This window comes from Bradyrhizobium sp. LeoB3 (assembly GCF_055456055.1).
Genome location: NZ_JBVBEF010000131.1, coordinates 1 through 16,412, shown reverse-complemented (window position 1 = coordinate 16,412; position 16,412 = coordinate 1). Strand labels below are relative to the sequence as shown.

The 16,412-nt window shown below is 64.3% G+C and carries 17 protein-coding genes and 1 riboswitch; of the genes, 7 read left to right on the top strand and 10 right to left on the bottom strand.

The annotated features are described in order from the left end of the window. Positions 1 to 214: 214 nt before the first annotated feature. A complete protein-coding gene (locus ACZXDY_RS40855) occupies positions 215 to 811 on the bottom strand; it encodes a gamma-glutamylcyclotransferase (protein WP_028163760.1) in 597 nt (198 codons plus the stop codon). 108 nt (positions 812 to 919) lie between these two features. Between ACZXDY_RS40855 and ACZXDY_RS40850 the strand changes: the two genes are divergently transcribed. Further along, a complete protein-coding gene (locus tag ACZXDY_RS40850) occupies positions 920 to 2,107 on the top strand; it encodes a DUF2125 domain-containing protein (protein ID WP_464349384.1) in 1,188 nt (395 codons plus the stop codon). A 139-nt stretch (positions 2,108 to 2,246) separates the two neighbouring features. On the opposite strand, the gene ACZXDY_RS40845 is transcribed toward ACZXDY_RS40850, so the two are convergent. The 3 genes from ACZXDY_RS40845 to ACZXDY_RS40835 are packed head-to-tail and all read right to left on the bottom strand — an operon-like array spanning position 2,247 to position 5,135. Continuing rightward, positions 2,247 to 3,182, bottom strand: coding sequence for a prephenate/arogenate dehydrogenase family protein (locus ACZXDY_RS40845; protein WP_464349383.1), 936 nt, complete (start codon positions 3,180 to 3,182; stop codon positions 2,247 to 2,249). Continuing rightward, positions 3,179 to 4,276: a histidinol-phosphate transaminase gene (gene hisC / locus ACZXDY_RS40840; RefSeq protein WP_464349382.1), complete on the bottom strand. Its 1,098-nt coding sequence runs from the start codon at positions 4,274 to 4,276 to the stop codon at positions 3,179 to 3,181. Before hisC ends, ACZXDY_RS40845 begins: the two co-directional genes overlap by 4 nt. A 10-nt stretch (positions 4,277 to 4,286) precedes the next feature. Next, positions 4,287 to 5,135 (bottom strand): chorismate mutase, encoded by an 849-nt coding sequence (locus ACZXDY_RS40835; RefSeq protein ID WP_028163756.1) that lies wholly within the window; start codon positions 5,133 to 5,135, stop codon positions 4,287 to 4,289. A gap of 307 nt (positions 5,136 to 5,442) precedes the next feature. After that, positions 5,443 to 5,522: riboswitch (SAM riboswitch) on the top strand. Positions 5,523 to 5,604: 82 nt separating this feature from the next. On the opposite strand from ACZXDY_RS40835, the gene metX reads away from it, so the two are divergent. Then, a complete protein-coding gene (gene metX / locus ACZXDY_RS40830; protein ID WP_464349381.1) occupies positions 5,605 to 6,810 on the top strand; it encodes a homoserine O-acetyltransferase MetX in 1,206 nt (401 codons plus the stop codon). After that, on the top strand, positions 6,810 to 7,478 hold the full coding sequence (gene metW, locus ACZXDY_RS40825) for a methionine biosynthesis protein MetW (protein ID WP_028163754.1): 669 nt from the start codon (positions 6,810 to 6,812) through the stop codon (positions 7,476 to 7,478). The genes metX and metW overlap by 1 nt, the downstream gene beginning before the upstream one ends. A 276-nt stretch (positions 7,479 to 7,754) precedes the next feature. Here metW and ACZXDY_RS40820 read toward each other — a convergent pair whose 3' ends face one another. Further along, positions 7,755 to 8,615 carry an alpha/beta fold hydrolase gene (locus ACZXDY_RS40820; RefSeq protein ID WP_464349380.1) on the bottom strand — a complete coding sequence of 287 codons (861 nt, stop codon included), beginning with the start codon at positions 8,613 to 8,615 and terminating at the stop codon, positions 7,755 to 7,757. 259 nt (positions 8,616 to 8,874) lie between these two features. Between ACZXDY_RS40820 and ACZXDY_RS40815 the strand changes: the two genes are divergently transcribed. Then, positions 8,875 to 9,522 carry a TIGR02594 family protein gene (locus tag ACZXDY_RS40815; protein ID WP_464349385.1) on the top strand — a complete coding sequence of 216 codons (648 nt, stop codon included), beginning with the start codon at positions 8,875 to 8,877 and terminating at the stop codon, positions 9,520 to 9,522. 65 nt (positions 9,523 to 9,587) lie between these two features. Here the strand turns inward: ACZXDY_RS40815 and ACZXDY_RS40810 are convergent, their stop codons facing one another. The 3 genes from ACZXDY_RS40810 to ACZXDY_RS40800 form a co-directional block, all read right to left on the bottom strand. Next, positions 9,588 to 9,815: a hypothetical protein gene (locus ACZXDY_RS40810; protein WP_464349379.1), complete on the bottom strand. Its 228-nt coding sequence runs from the start codon at positions 9,813 to 9,815 to the stop codon at positions 9,588 to 9,590. A gap of 113 nt (positions 9,816 to 9,928) precedes the next feature. Next, entirely contained in the window at positions 9,929 to 11,305 is a 1,377-nt protein-coding gene (locus ACZXDY_RS40805; protein WP_464349378.1) for a lipopolysaccharide biosynthesis protein, read from the bottom strand. 228 nt (positions 11,306 to 11,533) lie between these two features. After that, positions 11,534 to 12,373, bottom strand: coding sequence for a protein-disulfide reductase DsbD domain-containing protein (locus tag ACZXDY_RS40800; protein ID WP_456640915.1), 840 nt, complete (start codon positions 12,371 to 12,373; stop codon positions 11,534 to 11,536). Between the two features lie 135 nt (positions 12,374 to 12,508). Between ACZXDY_RS40800 and ACZXDY_RS40795 the strand changes: the two genes are divergently transcribed. Continuing rightward, positions 12,509 to 13,159, top strand: a complete 651-nt coding sequence (locus tag ACZXDY_RS40795) for a YqgE/AlgH family protein (protein ID WP_028163748.1) — start codon at positions 12,509 to 12,511, stop codon at positions 13,157 to 13,159. A 115-nt stretch (positions 13,160 to 13,274) separates the two neighbouring features. Here the strand turns inward: ACZXDY_RS40795 and ACZXDY_RS40790 are convergent, their stop codons facing one another. Further along, positions 13,275 to 14,162 (bottom strand): TauD/TfdA dioxygenase family protein, encoded by an 888-nt coding sequence (locus ACZXDY_RS40790; RefSeq protein WP_464349377.1) that lies wholly within the window; start codon positions 14,160 to 14,162, stop codon positions 13,275 to 13,277. Positions 14,163 to 14,293: 131 nt separating this feature from the next. Continuing rightward, on the bottom strand, positions 14,294 to 15,073 hold the full coding sequence (locus ACZXDY_RS40785) for an SDR family NAD(P)-dependent oxidoreductase (RefSeq protein ID WP_464349376.1): 780 nt from the start codon (positions 15,071 to 15,073) through the stop codon (positions 14,294 to 14,296). 101 nt (positions 15,074 to 15,174) lie between these two features. Here ACZXDY_RS40785 and ACZXDY_RS40780 point away from each other — a divergent pair, with 101 nt between their 5' ends. Continuing rightward, a complete protein-coding gene (locus ACZXDY_RS40780) occupies positions 15,175 to 15,909 on the top strand; it encodes an SDR family NAD(P)-dependent oxidoreductase (RefSeq protein WP_130229636.1) in 735 nt (244 codons plus the stop codon). A 61-nt stretch (positions 15,910 to 15,970) separates the two neighbouring features. Then, entirely contained in the window at positions 15,971 to 16,339 is a 369-nt protein-coding gene (locus tag ACZXDY_RS40775) for a CsbD family protein (protein ID WP_208828692.1), read from the top strand. Positions 16,340 to 16,412 lie beyond the last annotated feature (73 nt).

Genomic DNA, 16,412 nt, shown 5'->3' with positions numbered 1-16,412 from the left:
AGAGCATGATGAGATCAGGTCGAGTTGGCGCCACGTCGGAGGTGCCTTACCTCTCCCCGTCGGGGAGAGGTCGATTTGCGCAGCAAATCGGGTGAGGGGCCGCGGCTCTAACGATGGACCGCGACCCCTCACCCGCGCTTCGCGCGACCTCTCCCTATGGGAGAGGTGGGCAAACGCTGCCACGCCGATTCAAACAAGAGCCATCCCGCTTTAGCTACGTTCCTTCCTGCAGCGGCAGCTCGATGGGATGCGCGTCGTGCAGCATCGTCGCGAGCTTGTGCAACTGCGGATCGCGAAAACCCTGCTTCTCGATCGCGAGCACCGTGGACAGCACATAGTCGCGGTTGTTGCCCGAGCGGCCGTGGCCCTGCTGCACGTAGCGGAGCTGGTCGGCCAGCGTCAGCCGGCCGGCGTACTGCACATGGCTGCGGTCTACGACGTAAGTCAGCGCGGCCACCCGTGACCGCGGGTCGTCCTCGAGCCACACCGAGCGGTGCACCTCGCGATAGACGTTGGTGGTCTGCTCGCGGCCGCGCAGATAGGCGATGGTCTCGCTGCGCCGCTTCGCCGCGACGCGGAACGCGATGCCGCGGCAGGCGCCGCCGCGGTCGAGCCCGAGCACCAGCCCCGGCTTTTCCGGCGTGCCGCGATGGTCGAAGGAATACACGCAGAGCGCGCGATGCTCGCCGATCAGCCGCGCCTGCACCTGTTCCTCGAAGTCAAAACCCGGCTTCCACATCAGCGAGCCGTAACCGAATACCCAGAGGTCGCTATCACCTGATTCGGGCGGGGAGAGGAGTTGCGCGGACATCGGCGCAAGGGCTAGCAAAAGCGCGGGGCGAAGCGAAGCGGTTTCATCGGCTTTCCGGCCGGCATTTGCCGCTTACATTTGCCAAAATTGACAGCCAGAGGTCGCCGCATGCCTGATATGACCCCCGCGCCGCACCGGCGCTCGCGTTGGCGTCTCTTTGCCGCCCCCGTCCTCGTCCTGATCCTCGCCGTGGCGTGGAGCGCGTTCTGGTTCTATGCCTCGTCCCAGGTCTGGGTGCAGGCCGACGCCTGGCGCGCGCAGGAGGCGAAGGCGGGCCGGGTCTATGATTGCGGCAACCGATCGGTCGCGGGTTACCCCTTCCGTCTCGAGATCAGCTGTAAGGACGCCAGCGTGACCTTGATCTCGCAGACGGCCGGCGCGCAGACGCCGTTCACCGCGCGGCTCGGCGAGATCCTGGTGGTGGCGCAGGTCTACGACCCCACACGCGTGATCGCCGAATTCAAGGCGCCGGCGACGCTCGCCGAGCGAGGCGCACAGCCACAGCTCGCCGTCAACTGGCGCTCGGGGCGCGCCAGCGTGGCGGGCCTGCCGGCAGTGCCGCAACGCGGCTCGCTGGTGTTCGACGATCCCTCGATCGACCGCGTCAATGGCTCTGTGCAGACGCCGCTCGGCCGCGCGGGTCACGTCGAGCTGCACGGCCGCCTCGCCGAAGGCTCGTCCCTGGACAACCCGGTGATCGAGACCGCGCTGCAGATCAATGGCGGCAGCCTGCAGGACGTGCATCCGGTGCTGGCGACGCCGTTCGATGCCGACATCCGTACCAAAATTTCCGGCTTGAAGGATTTCACGCCAAAGCCGTGGCCGGAGCGCTTCCGCGAGATCCAGGCCGCCGGCGGCCATGTCGAGATCGTGCAGTCGCGCATCCAGCAGGGCGAGATGATCGCGATCTCCGCGGGCACCTTGAGCCTCAACGCGAGCGGCCGCATCGACGGCGAATTGCAGATGACGGTCACCGGCCTCGAGCGCGTGGTCCCGGCGCTGGGGATCGAGAAGATGCTCGAGGAGGGCGTGCCGCAATCGACGCTCGACCGCGTCGCGCCCGGCGTGAAGACGCAGGATCTCAACAATCTCTTCGGCGCGCTCGACCGCGCGGTCCCTGGTCTCGGCAAGATGGTCAAGCAGAACGCCAATGTCGGCGTTGCCGCCAGCATCAATTCGCTCGGCAGCGAAGCCATGCTCGAAGGCAAGAAGGCGCGCAGCTTCCCGCTGCGCTTCGTCGACGGCGCGGTGCTGCTCGGCCCGATCAAGGTCGGACAAATCCCACCGCTGTTCTAGCTTCCGTAGCCCGGGTGAAGCGCAGCGCAACCCGGGGATTCTCAGCCCGCATCGCAAGCTGTCCCGGGTTGCGCGGAGCCTGTCATCGGGCGCGCGTTCGCGCGACCCGTTGGCTCCGCCCGGGCTACGAAGTCCCGCGCTATTTCTTCTCCAGATTCGCATGCGGCCGGCCGAAGTCCGGCGCGGCCGAATCCTGGCCGATCTCGACGATGCCGCGGCGGATGGCGCGGGTGCGGGTGAAGTGGTCGAACAGCGCTTCGCCGTCGCCGCGGCGGATCGCGCGCGTCAGTTTCGAGAGATCCTCGTTGAAGGTGCCGAGCATCTCCAGCACCGCGTCCTTGTTGCTCAGGAACACGTCGCGCCACATCGTCGGATCGGACGCCGCGATGCGGGTGAAATCGCGGAAGCCGCCGGCGGAGAATTTGATCACTTCCGACGACGTCACCTGCGCCAGCTCGTCGGCGGTGCCGACGATGGTGTAGGCGATCAGATGCGGCAAATGGCTGGTGATCGCGAGCACGAGGTCATGATGATCAGGCGTCATGATCTCGACCTTGGCGCCGAGCGCGGCCCAGAAGTCACGCAGCCTGCCGATCGCGCCCGCCTCAGTGCCCTCGGGCGGCGTCAGGATGCACCAGCGGTTGATGAACAGCTCGGCGAAACCGGAATCGGGACCAGAGTGCTCGGTGCCCGCCACCGGATGCGCGGGCACGAAGTGCACACCAGCAGGGATATGTGGCCCCATGTCCCTGACGATGGCGCCCTTGACCGAGCCGACATCGGAGACGATGGTGCCCTTCTTCAGGTAAGGCGCGATCTCCGCCGCCACGGGTCCGCAGGCGCCGACGGGAATGCAGAGGATGACGAGATCGGCGTCTTTGACCGCCTCCGCATTGTTCTCCACCACGCGGTCGACGATGCCGAGCTCGGCGACCCGCGCGCGCGTCTTTTCCGAGCGCGCGGTGGTGACGATCTCGCCGACGAGCCCCTGCGCCCGCGCGCCGCGCGCGATCGAGCCGCCGATCAGGCCGAAGCCGATCAGCGCGATGCGTTGAAAGTGCGGCGCGGCGTTCACTTCTGATCCATGAAATCGCGCAGGCCCTCGACCACGAGGCGGTTGGCCTCCTCGGTGCCGATGGTCATGCGCAGCGCGTGCGGCAGGCCGTAATTGTTCACGGCACGCAGCACCAGTCCGCGCTTGGTGAGGAACGCGTCCGCCTCGGCCGAGGTCTTGCCCTTTTCGGTCGGGAAATGGATCAGCACGAAATTGGCGACGCTCGGCGTCACCTTCAGCCCGAGCTTGCGGACCTCGTCCGTCACCCAGCTCCGCCATTTTTCGTTGTGCACCCTGGACATCTCGACATGCGCGGTGTCCTCGACCGCGGCCACCGCCGCGAGCATCGCCGGAGTAGAAACGTTGAAGGGGCCGCGAATCCGGTTCACCGCATCGACGATATGCGCCGGGCCGAACATCCAGCCGACGCGGAGCGCCGCGAGCCCGTGGATCTTGGAAAAGGTGTGGGTCATGACCGTGTTCTCGGTCGTCGCACACAGTTCAAGACCGAGGCCATAGTCGTTGCGCACCACGTAATCGGAATAGGCGGCGTCGATCACCAGCAGCACGTTCGACGGCAGGCCTGCGCGCAAGCGCTTGACCTCGTCGAACGGCAGATAGGTGCCGGTCGGGTTGTTCGGATTGGCGAGCCAGATCAGCTTGGTCCGCGGCGTGACCGCCTCAAGGATCGCATCGACACTTGCGGTGTAGTCGGTCTCCGGCACGACCACGTTCTTGGCGCCGTTCGCCTTGGTCGCGATCGGATAGACCAGGAAGCCGTGGGTGGTGGAGATCGCCTCCGAGCCCTCGCACAGATAGGTGTGGGCGAGCAGGTTGAGGATTTCGTCCGAACCGGCGCCGCAGATGATGCGGCTCGGGTCGAGGCCATAGGCGCGGCCGATTGCCTCGCGCAGCACCTTTGAGGTGCCTTCCGGATAGTCCTCGAGATGTTCGGCGGCGTGCTTATAGGCCTCGATCGCCTTCGGCGAGGGACCGAAGGGCGTTTCGTTGGCGGAAAGCTTGAACACCTTGCGCCCCGGTTCCGCCACCGGGCTCTTGCCGGGGGTGTAGGGCGCAATATCGAGGATGCCGGGATTCGGCACGGGGCGGGACATCTCTAACTCTCTAGCTCCGGATTGTAGGGGCGGGGGGCACCATATAGCGCGTTGCGTGGCTGCCGACGAGGGCCGATGAGCGCACCGAGGCTCCGGCGCGGATCAGGGCCATTTTGATCTCCTCGAAGCCGCGGCCGGCGACCGATACCAAAAGCGCCGCGCCGTCGAAGGCGGTGTCCGGCACCGCGACGATTTCAGCGAGCGGGGCCAGCGCGCGGGCGATCTCGGCGTTCCAGCCGGAAACGCGCACGCTCCACATCTCGACTTCGGTCACCATCGCATCGTCAGCGACGCGCGAGATCACGAACACGGGCAGCGCCGCGGGATGATCGGCGCGCTCCAGGAACGGCAATCGCGCGATGATCTTCGGCGCGCCCTCGGCCTCGAGGTCGATCCACCATGGCGTGCGGCTGGAAATGGCCGACACCAGCGCGAGGTCGCCCTTCGATTTCGCCACCGCTTCGACCGCCGCCTGCGCGCTGAAATGCGAGACGTAAGGCACCACGAAGCCGAAATGGAAGCGCGCCGAATCCCGCATCATGGATTCGCCGACCGAGACATCGGCATGCACCGAGAACGGCGCCTGGACATAAGTGAAGGTCGAGATGATGACGCGCCAGATGCTCTCGATGGTGTCGAGCGGCAGGATGCCACGATGGCGCTCGACTAGGCTGCGCATCATGGAGGCCTCGCGCGCCGGCCGGAATGCGGAGCCGACTTCCTGGGTCTGCTTCACCTTGATCAGGCGGTCGATGATGTCGCCACGCGCCATCAACAGGTGATGAACCTGCTCATCGATCGCGTCGATCTCTTTGCGCAACTCGGCCAGCGAGGGCGGCGCCGGAGGCGGTTTTGACATGCTAGGGCCCGTCGTTTCTCTTCAATCAGCAAGCAGACTCTTCACCTCTCCCCGCCTGCGGGGAGAGGTCGAAATTCAAGCGCAGCTTGAATTTCGGGTGAGGGGGAGCCTCCGCGAATCCGTCTGGTACCGTGTTCGCGGAGAGAGCCCCTCACCCCAACCCTCTCCCCGCAAGGGCGGGGAGAGGGAGAAAGTGCGAGCCCCCGTTCTGTCCCATGGGGCCAGATGGCGCAAGCTCGGCCTAAAGGTCACGGTTAGGTTAACGGCCCCACTTGCCTTGACGCAGGCCGGGTAAGGGACTACTTTCCCAGCACTCCGTGGTCATTTGAGCCGGCCGGCTTGCAGCCACGTTAAAGAATTCGCTAAACAGGCCGGGGACAGATCGATCCCGGCCGAACCTTTGTTCAGGCCGGGTTTTTCATGGCCTGATTTCTGTCCGGGACCTCCGCGTCGGAGGAAGGCGCCACAAATGACCAAGGTGCAGTCGATCAAGAGTCCGTCGATCCAGGGTGAGGATCGCGCCCATGAGGCCGATCATCCGTCCTCGCTGGTGGCGAAGTTCGGCATGGATCAGCCGTTGAAGCTCGACTGCGGCATCGACCTCGCGCCGTTCCAGATCGCCTATCAGACCTATGGCGAGCTCAATGCCGAGCGCTCCAACGCCATTCTGGTCTGCCACGCCCTGACCGGCGACCAGCATGTCAACAATTTGCATCCGGTGACCGGCAAGCCTGGCTGGTGGGAGACCATGGTCGGCCCCGGCCGGCCGCTCGACACCTCCAGATACTTCATCATCTGCTCCAACGTGCTTGGCGGCTGCATGGGTTCGACTGGCCCTGCCTCGCTGAACCCTGCGACCGGCAAGGTATGGGGCCTGGATTTTCCGATCATCACCATCCCTGACATGGTGCGTGCGCAGGCGATGCTGATCGACCAACTCGGCATCGAGACGCTGTTCGCGGTGGTCGGCGGCTCCATGGGCGGCATGCAGGCGGTGCAATGGGCGGCGGCCTATCCGGAGCGCGTGTTCTCGACGCTCGCGATCGCCTGCTCGACGCGGCATTCGGCGCAGAACATCGCCTTTCATGAGCTCGGCCGGCAGGCGGTGATGGCCGATCCGGATTGGCGTGGCGGAAGCTATGTCGACCAGGGCACGCATCCGCATCGCGGGCTCGCGGTCGCGCGGATGGCCGCGCATATCACCTATCTCTCTGACGCGGCGCTGCATCGCAAGTTCGGGCGGCGGATGCAGGATCGCGAGTTGCCGACATTCTCCTTCGATGCCGACTTCCAGGTCGAGAGCTATCTGCGCTACCAGGGCTCGTCCTTTGTCGAGCGCTTCGATGCCAACAGCTATCTCTATCTGACGCGCGCGATGGACTATTTCGACATCGCCGCCGACCACAATGGCGTGCTGGCGCAGGCGTTCCGCGGCGTCGAGACCCGCTTCTGCGTGGTGTCGTTCACGAGCGACTGGCTGTTTCCGACGTCGGAAGCGCGGGCGCTGGTGCATGCGCTGAATGCCTCCAGCGCGCGGGTCTCGTTCGCGGAGATCGAGACCGACAAGGGTCACGACGCCTTCCTGCTCGATGTGCCCGAATTCTTCGACATCTCGCGCGCCTTCCTGCACTCGGCGGGCAAGTCGCGCGGCCTTGGCGATGCGGGGCTTAAGTGATGGCGCTTCAGGAGCAAGCTCTGCCGCTGCCCGGCTTGGCGCCGCAGGCGAGCACGAGCCTTCGTCCGGACCATCTTCTCGTCGCCGAAATGGTTGAGCCCGGGTCGCGCGTGCTCGACGTCGGCTGCGGTGACGGCGATCTGTTGCAGCTTCTGGAGAGTCGCGGCATCGATGGCCGCGGCATCGAGCTGTCGCGCGAAGGCGTCAACCACTGCGTCGCCAAGGGACTCGCGGTGGTGCAGGGCGACGCCGACACCGACCTCGGCAACTATCCCGACGATGCGTTCGACTACGTGATCCTGTCGCAGACGCTGCAGGCGACGCGGCAGCCGAAGGCTGTGCTGGAAAATCTCCTGCGCATCGGTCACCGCGCCATCGTCTCGTTCCCGAATTTCGGTTTCTGGAAGATGCGGCTGCAGCTTTTGATCGGCGGGCACATGCCGCGCACCGAAAATCTGCCGGCCACCTGGTACGACACCCCCAACATTCATTTCTGCACCATCAAGGATTTCGTGCAGCTCTGCGACGAGATCCACGTCAAGATGGAGCGCGCCGTCGCGCTCGACCTCTACGGCCGCCCGGTGCCGCTGAACCTGCCGTGGTGGGTCTGGAACATGTTCGGCGAACAGGGCGTGTTCCTGCTGAGCAGGGGCGGGAAGGGACGCTGAGTACTCTCCCCGCCATTCCGGAAGACCTCTCCTCCGTCATTCCGGGGCGATGCGAAGCATCGAGCCCGGAATCCATTTCCTCCACGAACTCTGCGGCTCGATGGATTCCGGGCTCACGCTTCGCGTGCCCCGGAATGACAGGCTAAACTGTTGCCGCGAGCACCTCCCCTCGTCATTCCGGGATGCGCCGAAGGCGCAAGCCCGGAATCCATTGCGCCGCAAAACACGTGGATGAATGGATTCCGGGTTCACGCTTCGCGTGCCCCGGAATGACGGTTACACCATCGACCTGGGATCGCGCTGCAGCCACCTTCCCGCTTCCACCAACGCAATAAACCGCTCGACCATCTCGTTGAACAGCGCTGGTTCCTCGAGATTGAGCACGTGTCCCGATTTCGGGAAGAACGTCAGCCCCGCCGCGGGCAAATGCTTCTTCAAAAACAGGCTCGGCTCGACGCAATTGTCGTCCTCGTCGCCGCAGATGATCAGCGCCGGCGTCGGCACGCGTCCGATCGCTTCCGCCATGGTGTAGATCGAGGGCCGGCCGCCTTGAAAGCTGCGCATGGTGTTGGCCGATCCCTTGGCATCGTGGCGCGCGAGTGCGGCATAGAAGTCGGCATGGCCGCGCGGATCCTTGACCAGGAACGGAATCCGGCCCGGCGCCTCGCGCGTCACCTTGGCGACCGCTTCCGATCCAATCGTCTCATACTGCTCGGCATTGGCCCGGCATTGCGCACGGAAGGCGTCGAGGTGTTCGAGACTTGAGCCGGAGCCGACGCCCGCGAGCGTCATCGACATCACGCGCTCGGGCGCATTCAGCGCAACCTGCAGCGACGAATAGGAGCCCATCGACAGCCCGACGAAATGCGCGTGGGCGATGCCGAGATGATCGAGCACCGCGAGCGCATCGGTGTAGAAATGCTTGTAGCTGTAGACCTCGGCCGATGGCGGGACGTCGGAAGGCGTGTAGCCGCGCGCGGAATAGGCGATGCAGCGGTGGCCGCGCGAGAAATAACGCATCTGCGGCTCCCAATTGGTGTGATCGGCCGCGAACTCGTGCAGGAAGATGATCGGCGTTCCGCTCCCAACCTCTTCGAAATAGAGGCGGACATTATCCTTGGCGACGGCATAGGGCATTTTAACCTTTTCCTTCTTGTGAGCCTGCGCGGCGAGGATCGCAATTAACCTTCACGGCTGCAATGCGGCGGCCTCGTTTCCTTTTTCGCCTCCAAATGTTCGTGAAATCGTCCTGCAATTTTTCGCCGCAGCGCGGCACGACATCTTTGTCTTGCCACATTGAGCGGCACAAAACGCGCTGCGGCTGTCATCCAGATGTCATCCACAGACGGGCGCACCGGGGAAAACGGGGGTGTAACAGAAGGAAAAAATGGGAAGTATGGTTCAGTTGCGTGCGTTCCGCCGGTTGCTTCGAATTCTGGCGCTGGCGTTGTGTTCGACGGTTATCGTCGCTTCTATTTCTCCCGCTTCGGCACGGCCTCATCACGGCGCAGGGCGCCACGCCAGGGCCTATCATGCCGGTCATCATGCCAAGCATCACCATGCCCGCGCTCACCACTGGCGCAGGGTCCGCGTCTCGCGCTTTGAGCGCGGCGTCGCACAGATGCAGGCGCAAGGCCTTGCCGACAGCAATGCGAGTCTGTCGCCGGAGCCTCAGCAGGCGGCAAGCTTCGGTTCGTCGAACATCGTCGATGAAGCCCGCCGTCACCTCGGCGGCAACCCGACCAGCCGCGGCAGCCTGTGGTGCGCGCGCTTCATGAACATGGTGCTGCAGCATTCGGGTTATCGCGGCACCGGCTCCGACATGGCGAGCTCGTTCGCCCGTTACGGGCAGCGAGTCTCCGGCCCGCAGGTCGGTGCCATCGCCGTGATGTCGCGGGGCCGCCGCGGCGGCCATGTCGGCATCATCACTGGCATCGATGCCAAGGGAAATCCGATCATGATCTCCGGCAACAACGGCAACCGCGTCCGCGAAGCCCCGGTCTCCCGCGGCCGTATCTACGCCTACGTGATGCCGACGAATTAGCCGCTACACTCTCCACCGTCATCCCGGGCTCGATGCTTCGCATCGCCCCGGAATGACAGCCTCCGTCATTGCGCGCCAACGGGTCGCGCGAATGCGCGCCCGACGACAGGCTCCGCGAAGCAATCCATGCCTCCACTTGCGGCGCTATGGATTGCTTCGCTTCGCTCCACTTCGCGGTCGGTCGCAAAGTCGTCGGCATCGATCGAGGCTATGGCGTCGTCGATCGCGCACAGTTTGCCGCAAGTGACGACATAGGCGTCGCCTCGCAGTTCACTCTCGATTTTGCTCCGCAACGGCAGCAAGCTCCTCTTGCGTAGCCTCGGCCACGCCTGAACGCGTTCCAGAAGATCTTTCAGGTCTGCTGCGGTCACGCTGCGATTACATGTGGCGCGGCCCGGGATTGCTATCAGCTGGAACCGATCTTCCCGAACGCCAGCACGTGTAGCCCGAGCCGCCGGCGGACGATCCAGAACAAGAGCACGGTCTCGAAGCTCAGCGACGTCGATATCGCTATGGCGGCGCCGTGGCCGCCGAAGCGCGGTACCAGTGCGACGCACAGCACCAGGTTCATGACGAAGGCGAGCGCGTAGGCGAGCGCGCAGATCTTCTGGTGGCCGAGCATGTTGAGCAGACGTTCGACCGGGCCGATTGCAGCGCGCACCACGAGGCCGATGGCGGCCAGGAACATGATGTCGTAGCCGATGACGAATTGCGGCCCGAACAGCCACAGCAGCGGCTTGCCAAAGGCGAGCAGGAGGATGGTCGCGGCGAGCGAAGGCCAGAACGTCCACTGGATCGCATGGGCGACATAGGCCGATAGCCGCGCCTTGTCGCCGAGCGCGTTGTATTCGGCGAAGCGATGCGCCGTCGTCGCCGACATCGCGTAGTGGATGAAGGACACCAGCGCCAGCGTCTTCACCACGGCAAAGTAGACGCCGACCTCCTCGGAGGAGCGGAACTGCTGCAGCACCAGCACATCGGTGTAGGAGAGCAGCAGATAAAAGCTTTCGACCAGCAGGATCGGCAGTGAGACCGCAAGCCAGCCGCTGATGTCGTAGGCCTTCTCGCCCGGCTCGAGGTGGGCCGCGAGGCGGCGGTTCAGCACCAGCATCTGGCCGATCATGGCGATCCACACCGCCGCGGCGCTGGCGAGCATCGCGGCGGTGGCGCCGAGATCGAAGCCGAGCACGACGGCGCCCGCGGTGAAGCCGATGATCAGTCCCTGGCGCACGATGAATTGCGGCATCAGGCCGAGCCGCATCCAGTCATGCGACCGGGCAATCCCGTCCTGGGTATTGGCGACCACGAACGCCGGCAGCGTCAGGCAGCCCATATAAAGCGGCACGACCGTGTCCGTACCGATCCATGGCGACAGCAGCTTGACGAGGCCTGCGAGCAGCAGCGAGACCGCGGTCGACACCGCAAAAGTCAGCCAGCGGCTGCCGGACAGAAAACCGCGCAATAGCGCGTGCTCGCCTGCCGTGCGGTATTCCGGAATGAGCTTCTGCGCCGAGGCCGAAATGCCGAAATCCATCATGCTGCCGAGCAGCAGCACCCAGGTCCAGACATAGACATAGACGCCATAGTCCGAGCTGCCCATCCAGCGCGCGAGCAGGATTTGCGAGAGATAGGCGGCGACGGCGCTGACGACGCGGATGACGAAGATCGTCCCCGCGAGCCGCCGCGTGACGGATGCCTCGCCGGAGCCGCCGATCAGGCCGCGCATACGCGCCATCATGCCCGTGGGCGAAGCGGTTGCGGATTGGGCGTCCATCACGGCCAAGGCGAAAATTCCCAAAATGCCGCGCGTTTGCGACAGGGGCCCTGAACTATCAACGAAACGTTAAGAATGGGTTGGGTGGATAACGGTGAAACCGTGGCCCGGATGGAGCCAACGGGTCGCGCGATGCGCGCCCGTTGACAGGCTCCGCGCAATCCGGGGCCCGTCTTTCAGCGCGGGGCCACTGTCCCCGGGTTACGCTTGCGCTTCACCCGGGCTACTAATTCCTAATCACTCCAGATTGGTGTTGAACTCGTAGGCGCGGTCGCCGCCGACCAGGGTCAATTTCAGCGCGGCGCCGTCCGGATTGGCGCCCGGCGGCAGGCCGTCGAGCTCGAAGGAGAACCGTTTCACCCCGGGCGGCGAGTTCGGCTCGAGCTTCGGCACCGGCAGGGCCCAGTCCGGCGTCGGTCCCTCGACGTACAGGCTGACGTCCTTGCCTTCGGGCGCGGCGACATCGACCAGCACGGTCGACTTGCCGCTGCGTTTGACGTCGCGGATCGTCACCGGGTTGGGATCGCCGATATTGGCCGGCTTCGGCACGGCGTCGAGCGCGGATGACAGCGCGCCGTCCTCGGTGGAAGCGACGCTCGCAAAAGCAAGCTCGACGCTGGTCTCCACAGGGATGCACAGCTTCTCGCACACCGCATAGTTAATGTTGGCGCGCAGCGTCAGCGGCTTGTCCGCACTCTTGGCGACGATCCGAAGCGGCAGCACCACCTGGTGCTTGTAGCCGAGCGAGGTGCCGCCGGCGCCGTCGTCAAATTTCATAGGCGCCGGCCACAACACTGTCACCGCGTCGACATTTTCCGACTTCGAGAAATCGAAACGCGGCGGCACACCGGAATCGCCGGGGGTACGCCAATAGGTTTTCCAACCGGGCTCGAGTTGGATGGCTATACCGCCTAGCAAAACCGCGCCGCTACGCGAACCTGCAAGCAGCCGTACCGCCGAATGGGCGTCCCGCTGCCAGGGCGAGGAATCCTCGGCATGCACCTCCGTCGCAGGCCAGACGACTGAAAGAGTGGCTAGCAGGCCGAGCGCAGCCCGCATGGGAACTATGGCGATCATGGAACGTCTTTACCGCCTGGTTATTGCGTAAACCATTGAATTGCGTGTGATGGATGGCGCGAATACGGCGCTCTGCTTGATTGACAGAAGCCTCACCCAATATCAGGATATCAAATCAGCATGGAGGCCTTTCAGATGACTCCTGAAGGCAAAGCACCAAAGACCGCCCGCGGCAAGGTGGCCGGCGTCGGCGACAATTCGTCGGGCAGCGGTTATCTCGACGGCCAGATCCTGATCGCCATGCCGGTTATGAGCGATCCCCGCTTCGAGCGCTCCGTCATCTACATGTGCGCGCATTCCGCCGAGGGGGCGATGGGCATCATCGTCAACCGTCCGGCCGGAAGCATCGATTTCCCGGGGCTCTTGGTGCAACTCGACATCATCCAGAAGGCCGACCAGATCAAATTGCCGGAAAATGCCGAGACCATGAAGGTGATGAAGGGCGGCCCGGTCGATACCGGCCGCGGCTTCGTGCTGCATTCCAGCGATTTCTACATCCAGGATGCGACGCTGAATATCGACGACGATATCTGCCTGACCGCGACCGTCGACATCCTGAAGGCGATCGCCAAGGGCTCCGGCCCCAAGCATGCGATCCTGGCCCTGGGCTATGCCGGCTGGGCCCCGGGGCAGCTCGAAAACGAGATCCAGCACAATGGCTGGCTGCATTGCGACGCCGATTCGGATCTGATCTTTGGCGACGACGTCGAAGACAAATACGACCGCGCCCTGCGCAAGATAGGCATCGACGTCGGCATGCTCTCGAACGAAGCTGGCCACGCGTGAGGCTGTCATTGCCGGGCTTGACCCGGCAATCCATCGGTCAAAAATTGCGTTCTTGAAGAGGTGATGGATGCGCGGGTCAAGCCCGCGCATGACGAGGGTTGATTGCGTACAACAGCTACTCCGCCGCCTGCTGCGCGACGGTCGGCTCGGTGCCGGCCACGGTTGCGCGGCGCATGTCGCGCGGCTGGGACTGGTCGTAGCGGCGGACGCGATGCATGGTCTGGCGATTGTCCCACATCACGAGGTCGTGCAGCTTCCACCTGTGGACATAGACGAATTCAGGCTTGGTCGCATGCTCGGTGAGGTCGCGTAGCAGCAGCCGGCCCTCCGGCATGCTCATGCCGCGCACCGCGCCCGCGTGCGATGAGAGATAGAGCGACTTGCGGCGATGCACCGGATGGGTCCGCACCAGGCGCTGCAGCACCGGCTTGAACATCTCCTTCTCCTCGTCGCTATAGTCGAGAAAGCCCAGCGAGCCGCGTGAATACATCAGCGAGTGCTCGCAGATCAGGTCCTCGATTTCAGCCTTGGTCTCCTCGTCCAGCGCGTCATAGGCCGCGCGCATGTCGGCGAATTCGGTGTTGCCGCCCTTCGGGTTCACCACCCGCGCCGACAACAGCGAGAATTTCGCCGGAATCGGCCGGAACGAGCTGTCGGAATGCCACAGGCAGTTGCCGAGATTGAACAGATGGGTGCGGTGATCCTTGGGTAGCGGCTTGCCGTCCTTGCCGAGGTTGGAGACGTCGTTCAGCCCGGAGGAGAGGCGATAATCCGCCTTCTTGGTCACGTTGCCGCCGCGCGCGTTTTCGCGCTCGCCGAAGTTCAGCGCAAAGGCCAGTTGCTGCTCGTCTGTTATGTCCTGGTCGTGGAAGACGAGCACGGCGTATTTGTCCATCGCCGCCTCGACTTCGATCGCTTCCTGCCTGGTCAGCGGCTTTCGCAGATCGAGGCCTGTGACCTCGCCGACAAAATGCGGATGAAGCTGCCGGATCGCGATGGCCATGGCGTTCTCTCCTCATGTGCAGGCGGTTTTTCCGCTTCGTTTGAGGAAAGGCTATCCTGTGACGTTGCCAAGTCAACGCGGCGCCGGCCCATGGCCCCTTGCACGCGGCGGCCCGGACACGTTGCAGCGCATCACGCATTTCGCGCCATCAGCCCGCCATCCACCGGGATCACCGCGCCGGTCAGGAACGACGCCGCCGGCAGGCACAGGCTCAAGGTCATGTGCGCGACCTCCTCCGGCTCGCCATAGCGGCCGAGCGCTGTGCGGCGCTTGGCATAGATCGTCTTATGCTCTTCCGGAATCCGGTCGGTAATCCCGGTGCGGATCGGGCCCGGGCAGATGCAGTTCACAGTGATGCCCTCGCGGCCCAGTTCCACGGCAAGCGAGCGTGTCAGCCCGGTGACGCCGGCCTTCGCCGCGGAATAAGGACTGTGCAATGCGGTAGCGCCGAGCGCCTCGGTGGAAGCGATATTGACGATGCGCGGGCATTTCGATTTTCGCAAATGCGGTAAAGCGGCGCGGATGATGCGCTGATGCGCGGTCAGCATCACCGCGATCGCCTTGGCCCAGGCGTCATCATAGCCGTCGTCGTCGATTGCGACGCGCACGGAGATACCGGCATTGTTGACGAGGATGTCGAGCCCGCCGAAATGCGCGGCGACGCTGCCAATCACGGCCGGGATTGCATTGCGATCGGCGACGTCGAGCACCCACGCCTTTGCCGTCCCTCCACTCTTGCCGATTTCCTGCGCGACCGTTTCCGTGCCTTCGGCGGTGATGTCGGTGACGGCGACATTGGCGCCCTCAGCGGCGAACACTAGCGCGGTGGCCCGGCCCATGCCGCTGGCGGCGCCGGTGACGAGAACGGTCAAGCCTTTCACCGAGCGGCTGAGCTGTTTGAATTTGGACATCGTGTGACCAGTGGGATGGAGGGAACAGGTTGCAGGATTGACAAGGCTGGCATCGATCCGCAGACAGGTCAAACAAGCAAGAAGCAAGGGAGAAACGTGCGATGAACGAGCTCGATTTCAGCGGCAGGCAGGTTCTCGTGGTGGGCGGCTCCAGCGGCATCGGCAACGGCATCGCGCAAGCATTCCGCGCCAAGGGCGCGCGCGTGCATGTCTGCGGCACGCGCGCCAAGGCGAGCGACTATTCGGCAGAGGAAGGTTCGCATCTGGACGGGTTGGAGTACTCGCAGCTCGACGTCGGCGACGCTCGTGCGATCGAGCAATTCAAGCCGACCTTCGACCGGCTCGATGTGCTGGTGCTGGCGCAAGGCGCGGTGATCTACCGCCGCGGCGAGTTCGAGATGGAGGGCTTTCGCAAGGTCATGGAAGTCAACCTCATGAGCCTGATGGCGTGTGCGACCAAATTCCAGGCGATGCTGAGCGCGAGCAAGGGCTCGCTCATCATCGTCAGTTCGACCGCCGCCTATCATTCGACGATGGGAAATCCCGCCTACAACGCCTCGAAGACCGGCGCGGTCGGGTTAACGCGGACGCTTGCGGAGGCCTGGGCCGAGGATGGCATCCGCGTCAATGGCATCGCACCGGGCCTGGTCGATACCAAGATGACCAAGGTGACGACCGCGAACCCGAAGCGGCTCGAAGGCGCGCTGGAGCGGATTCCGCTGAGGCGGCTCGGCACGCCGCAGGACATGGCGGGTGCCGCGCTGTTCCTGGCCTCACCGCTCGCCGCCTACATCATCGGCCAGACCATCGTCGTCGACGGCGGGTTGATTTTGTAGGCACAGGAACCGCGGCTGGGCTCGCCGGTTACTTTCCCGGAAACGGAGAGGAGTGACCGCGATGGATACTGATCGGATCGCTGGTGCCACCAAGGAGTTTGCCGGCAAGGCGGAAGGCACCGTCGGTGAAATGGCCGGTGACAGCAAGACGGAAGCATCAGGCCGCGCGCGCGAAGCCGCCGGCACGGTGCAGAATCTCTACGGCCAGGCCAAAGATGCCGCGCGCGACGCCGCGGACACCGCCGTCAACTACGCCAGGGATGCTTACGAGAATCGCGGCGAGACCGTTCGAAGCGGCCAGCAGGCGCTGACCAAGACCGTGCAGGACAATCCGATCGGCGCCTTGCTGATTGCCGGCGGCCTCGGTTTGGCGCTCGGGCTATTGCTGTCGCGCCCGCCGCGCCGTCCGCCACCGCGCTGGCGCTATTAGAGCGTGATGTTTTTATACGGAAACATATCCTGAGTTTTTGAGATAGTTGGCGCACTCCTCGGGTGAGAAGAGA

Coding starts and splice junctions, on each gene's coding strand:
- ACZXDY_RS40855 (WP_028163760.1), bottom strand. CDS start 811: ATGTCCGCGCAACTCCTCTCCCCGCCCGAATCAGGTGATAGCGACCTC.
- ACZXDY_RS40850 (WP_464349384.1), top strand. CDS start 920: ATGCCTGATATGACCCCCGCGCCGCACCGGCGCTCGCGTTGGCGTCTC.
- hisC (WP_464349382.1), bottom strand. CDS start 4,276: ATGTCCCGCCCCGTGCCGAATCCCGGCATCCTCGATATTGCGCCCTAC.
- ACZXDY_RS40835 (WP_028163756.1), bottom strand. CDS start 5,135: ATGTCAAAACCGCCTCCGGCGCCGCCCTCGCTGGCCGAGTTGCGCAAA.
- metX (WP_464349381.1), top strand. CDS start 5,605: ATGACCAAGGTGCAGTCGATCAAGAGTCCGTCGATCCAGGGTGAGGAT.
- metW (WP_028163754.1), top strand. CDS start 6,810: ATGGCGCTTCAGGAGCAAGCTCTGCCGCTGCCCGGCTTGGCGCCGCAG.
- ACZXDY_RS40820 (WP_464349380.1), bottom strand. CDS start 8,615: ATGCCCTATGCCGTCGCCAAGGATAATGTCCGCCTCTATTTCGAAGAG.
- ACZXDY_RS40815 (WP_464349385.1), top strand. CDS start 8,875: ATGGTTCAGTTGCGTGCGTTCCGCCGGTTGCTTCGAATTCTGGCGCTG.
- ACZXDY_RS40800 (WP_456640915.1), bottom strand. CDS start 12,373: ATGATCGCCATAGTTCCCATGCGGGCTGCGCTCGGCCTGCTAGCCACT.
- ACZXDY_RS40795 (WP_028163748.1), top strand. CDS start 12,509: ATGACTCCTGAAGGCAAAGCACCAAAGACCGCCCGCGGCAAGGTGGCC.
- ACZXDY_RS40790 (WP_464349377.1), bottom strand. CDS start 14,162: ATGGCCATCGCGATCCGGCAGCTTCATCCGCATTTTGTCGGCGAGGTC.
- ACZXDY_RS40785 (WP_464349376.1), bottom strand. CDS start 15,073: ATGTCCAAATTCAAACAGCTCAGCCGCTCGGTGAAAGGCTTGACCGTT.
- ACZXDY_RS40780 (WP_130229636.1), top strand. CDS start 15,175: ATGAACGAGCTCGATTTCAGCGGCAGGCAGGTTCTCGTGGTGGGCGGC.
- ACZXDY_RS40775 (WP_208828692.1), top strand. CDS start 15,971: ATGGATACTGATCGGATCGCTGGTGCCACCAAGGAGTTTGCCGGCAAG.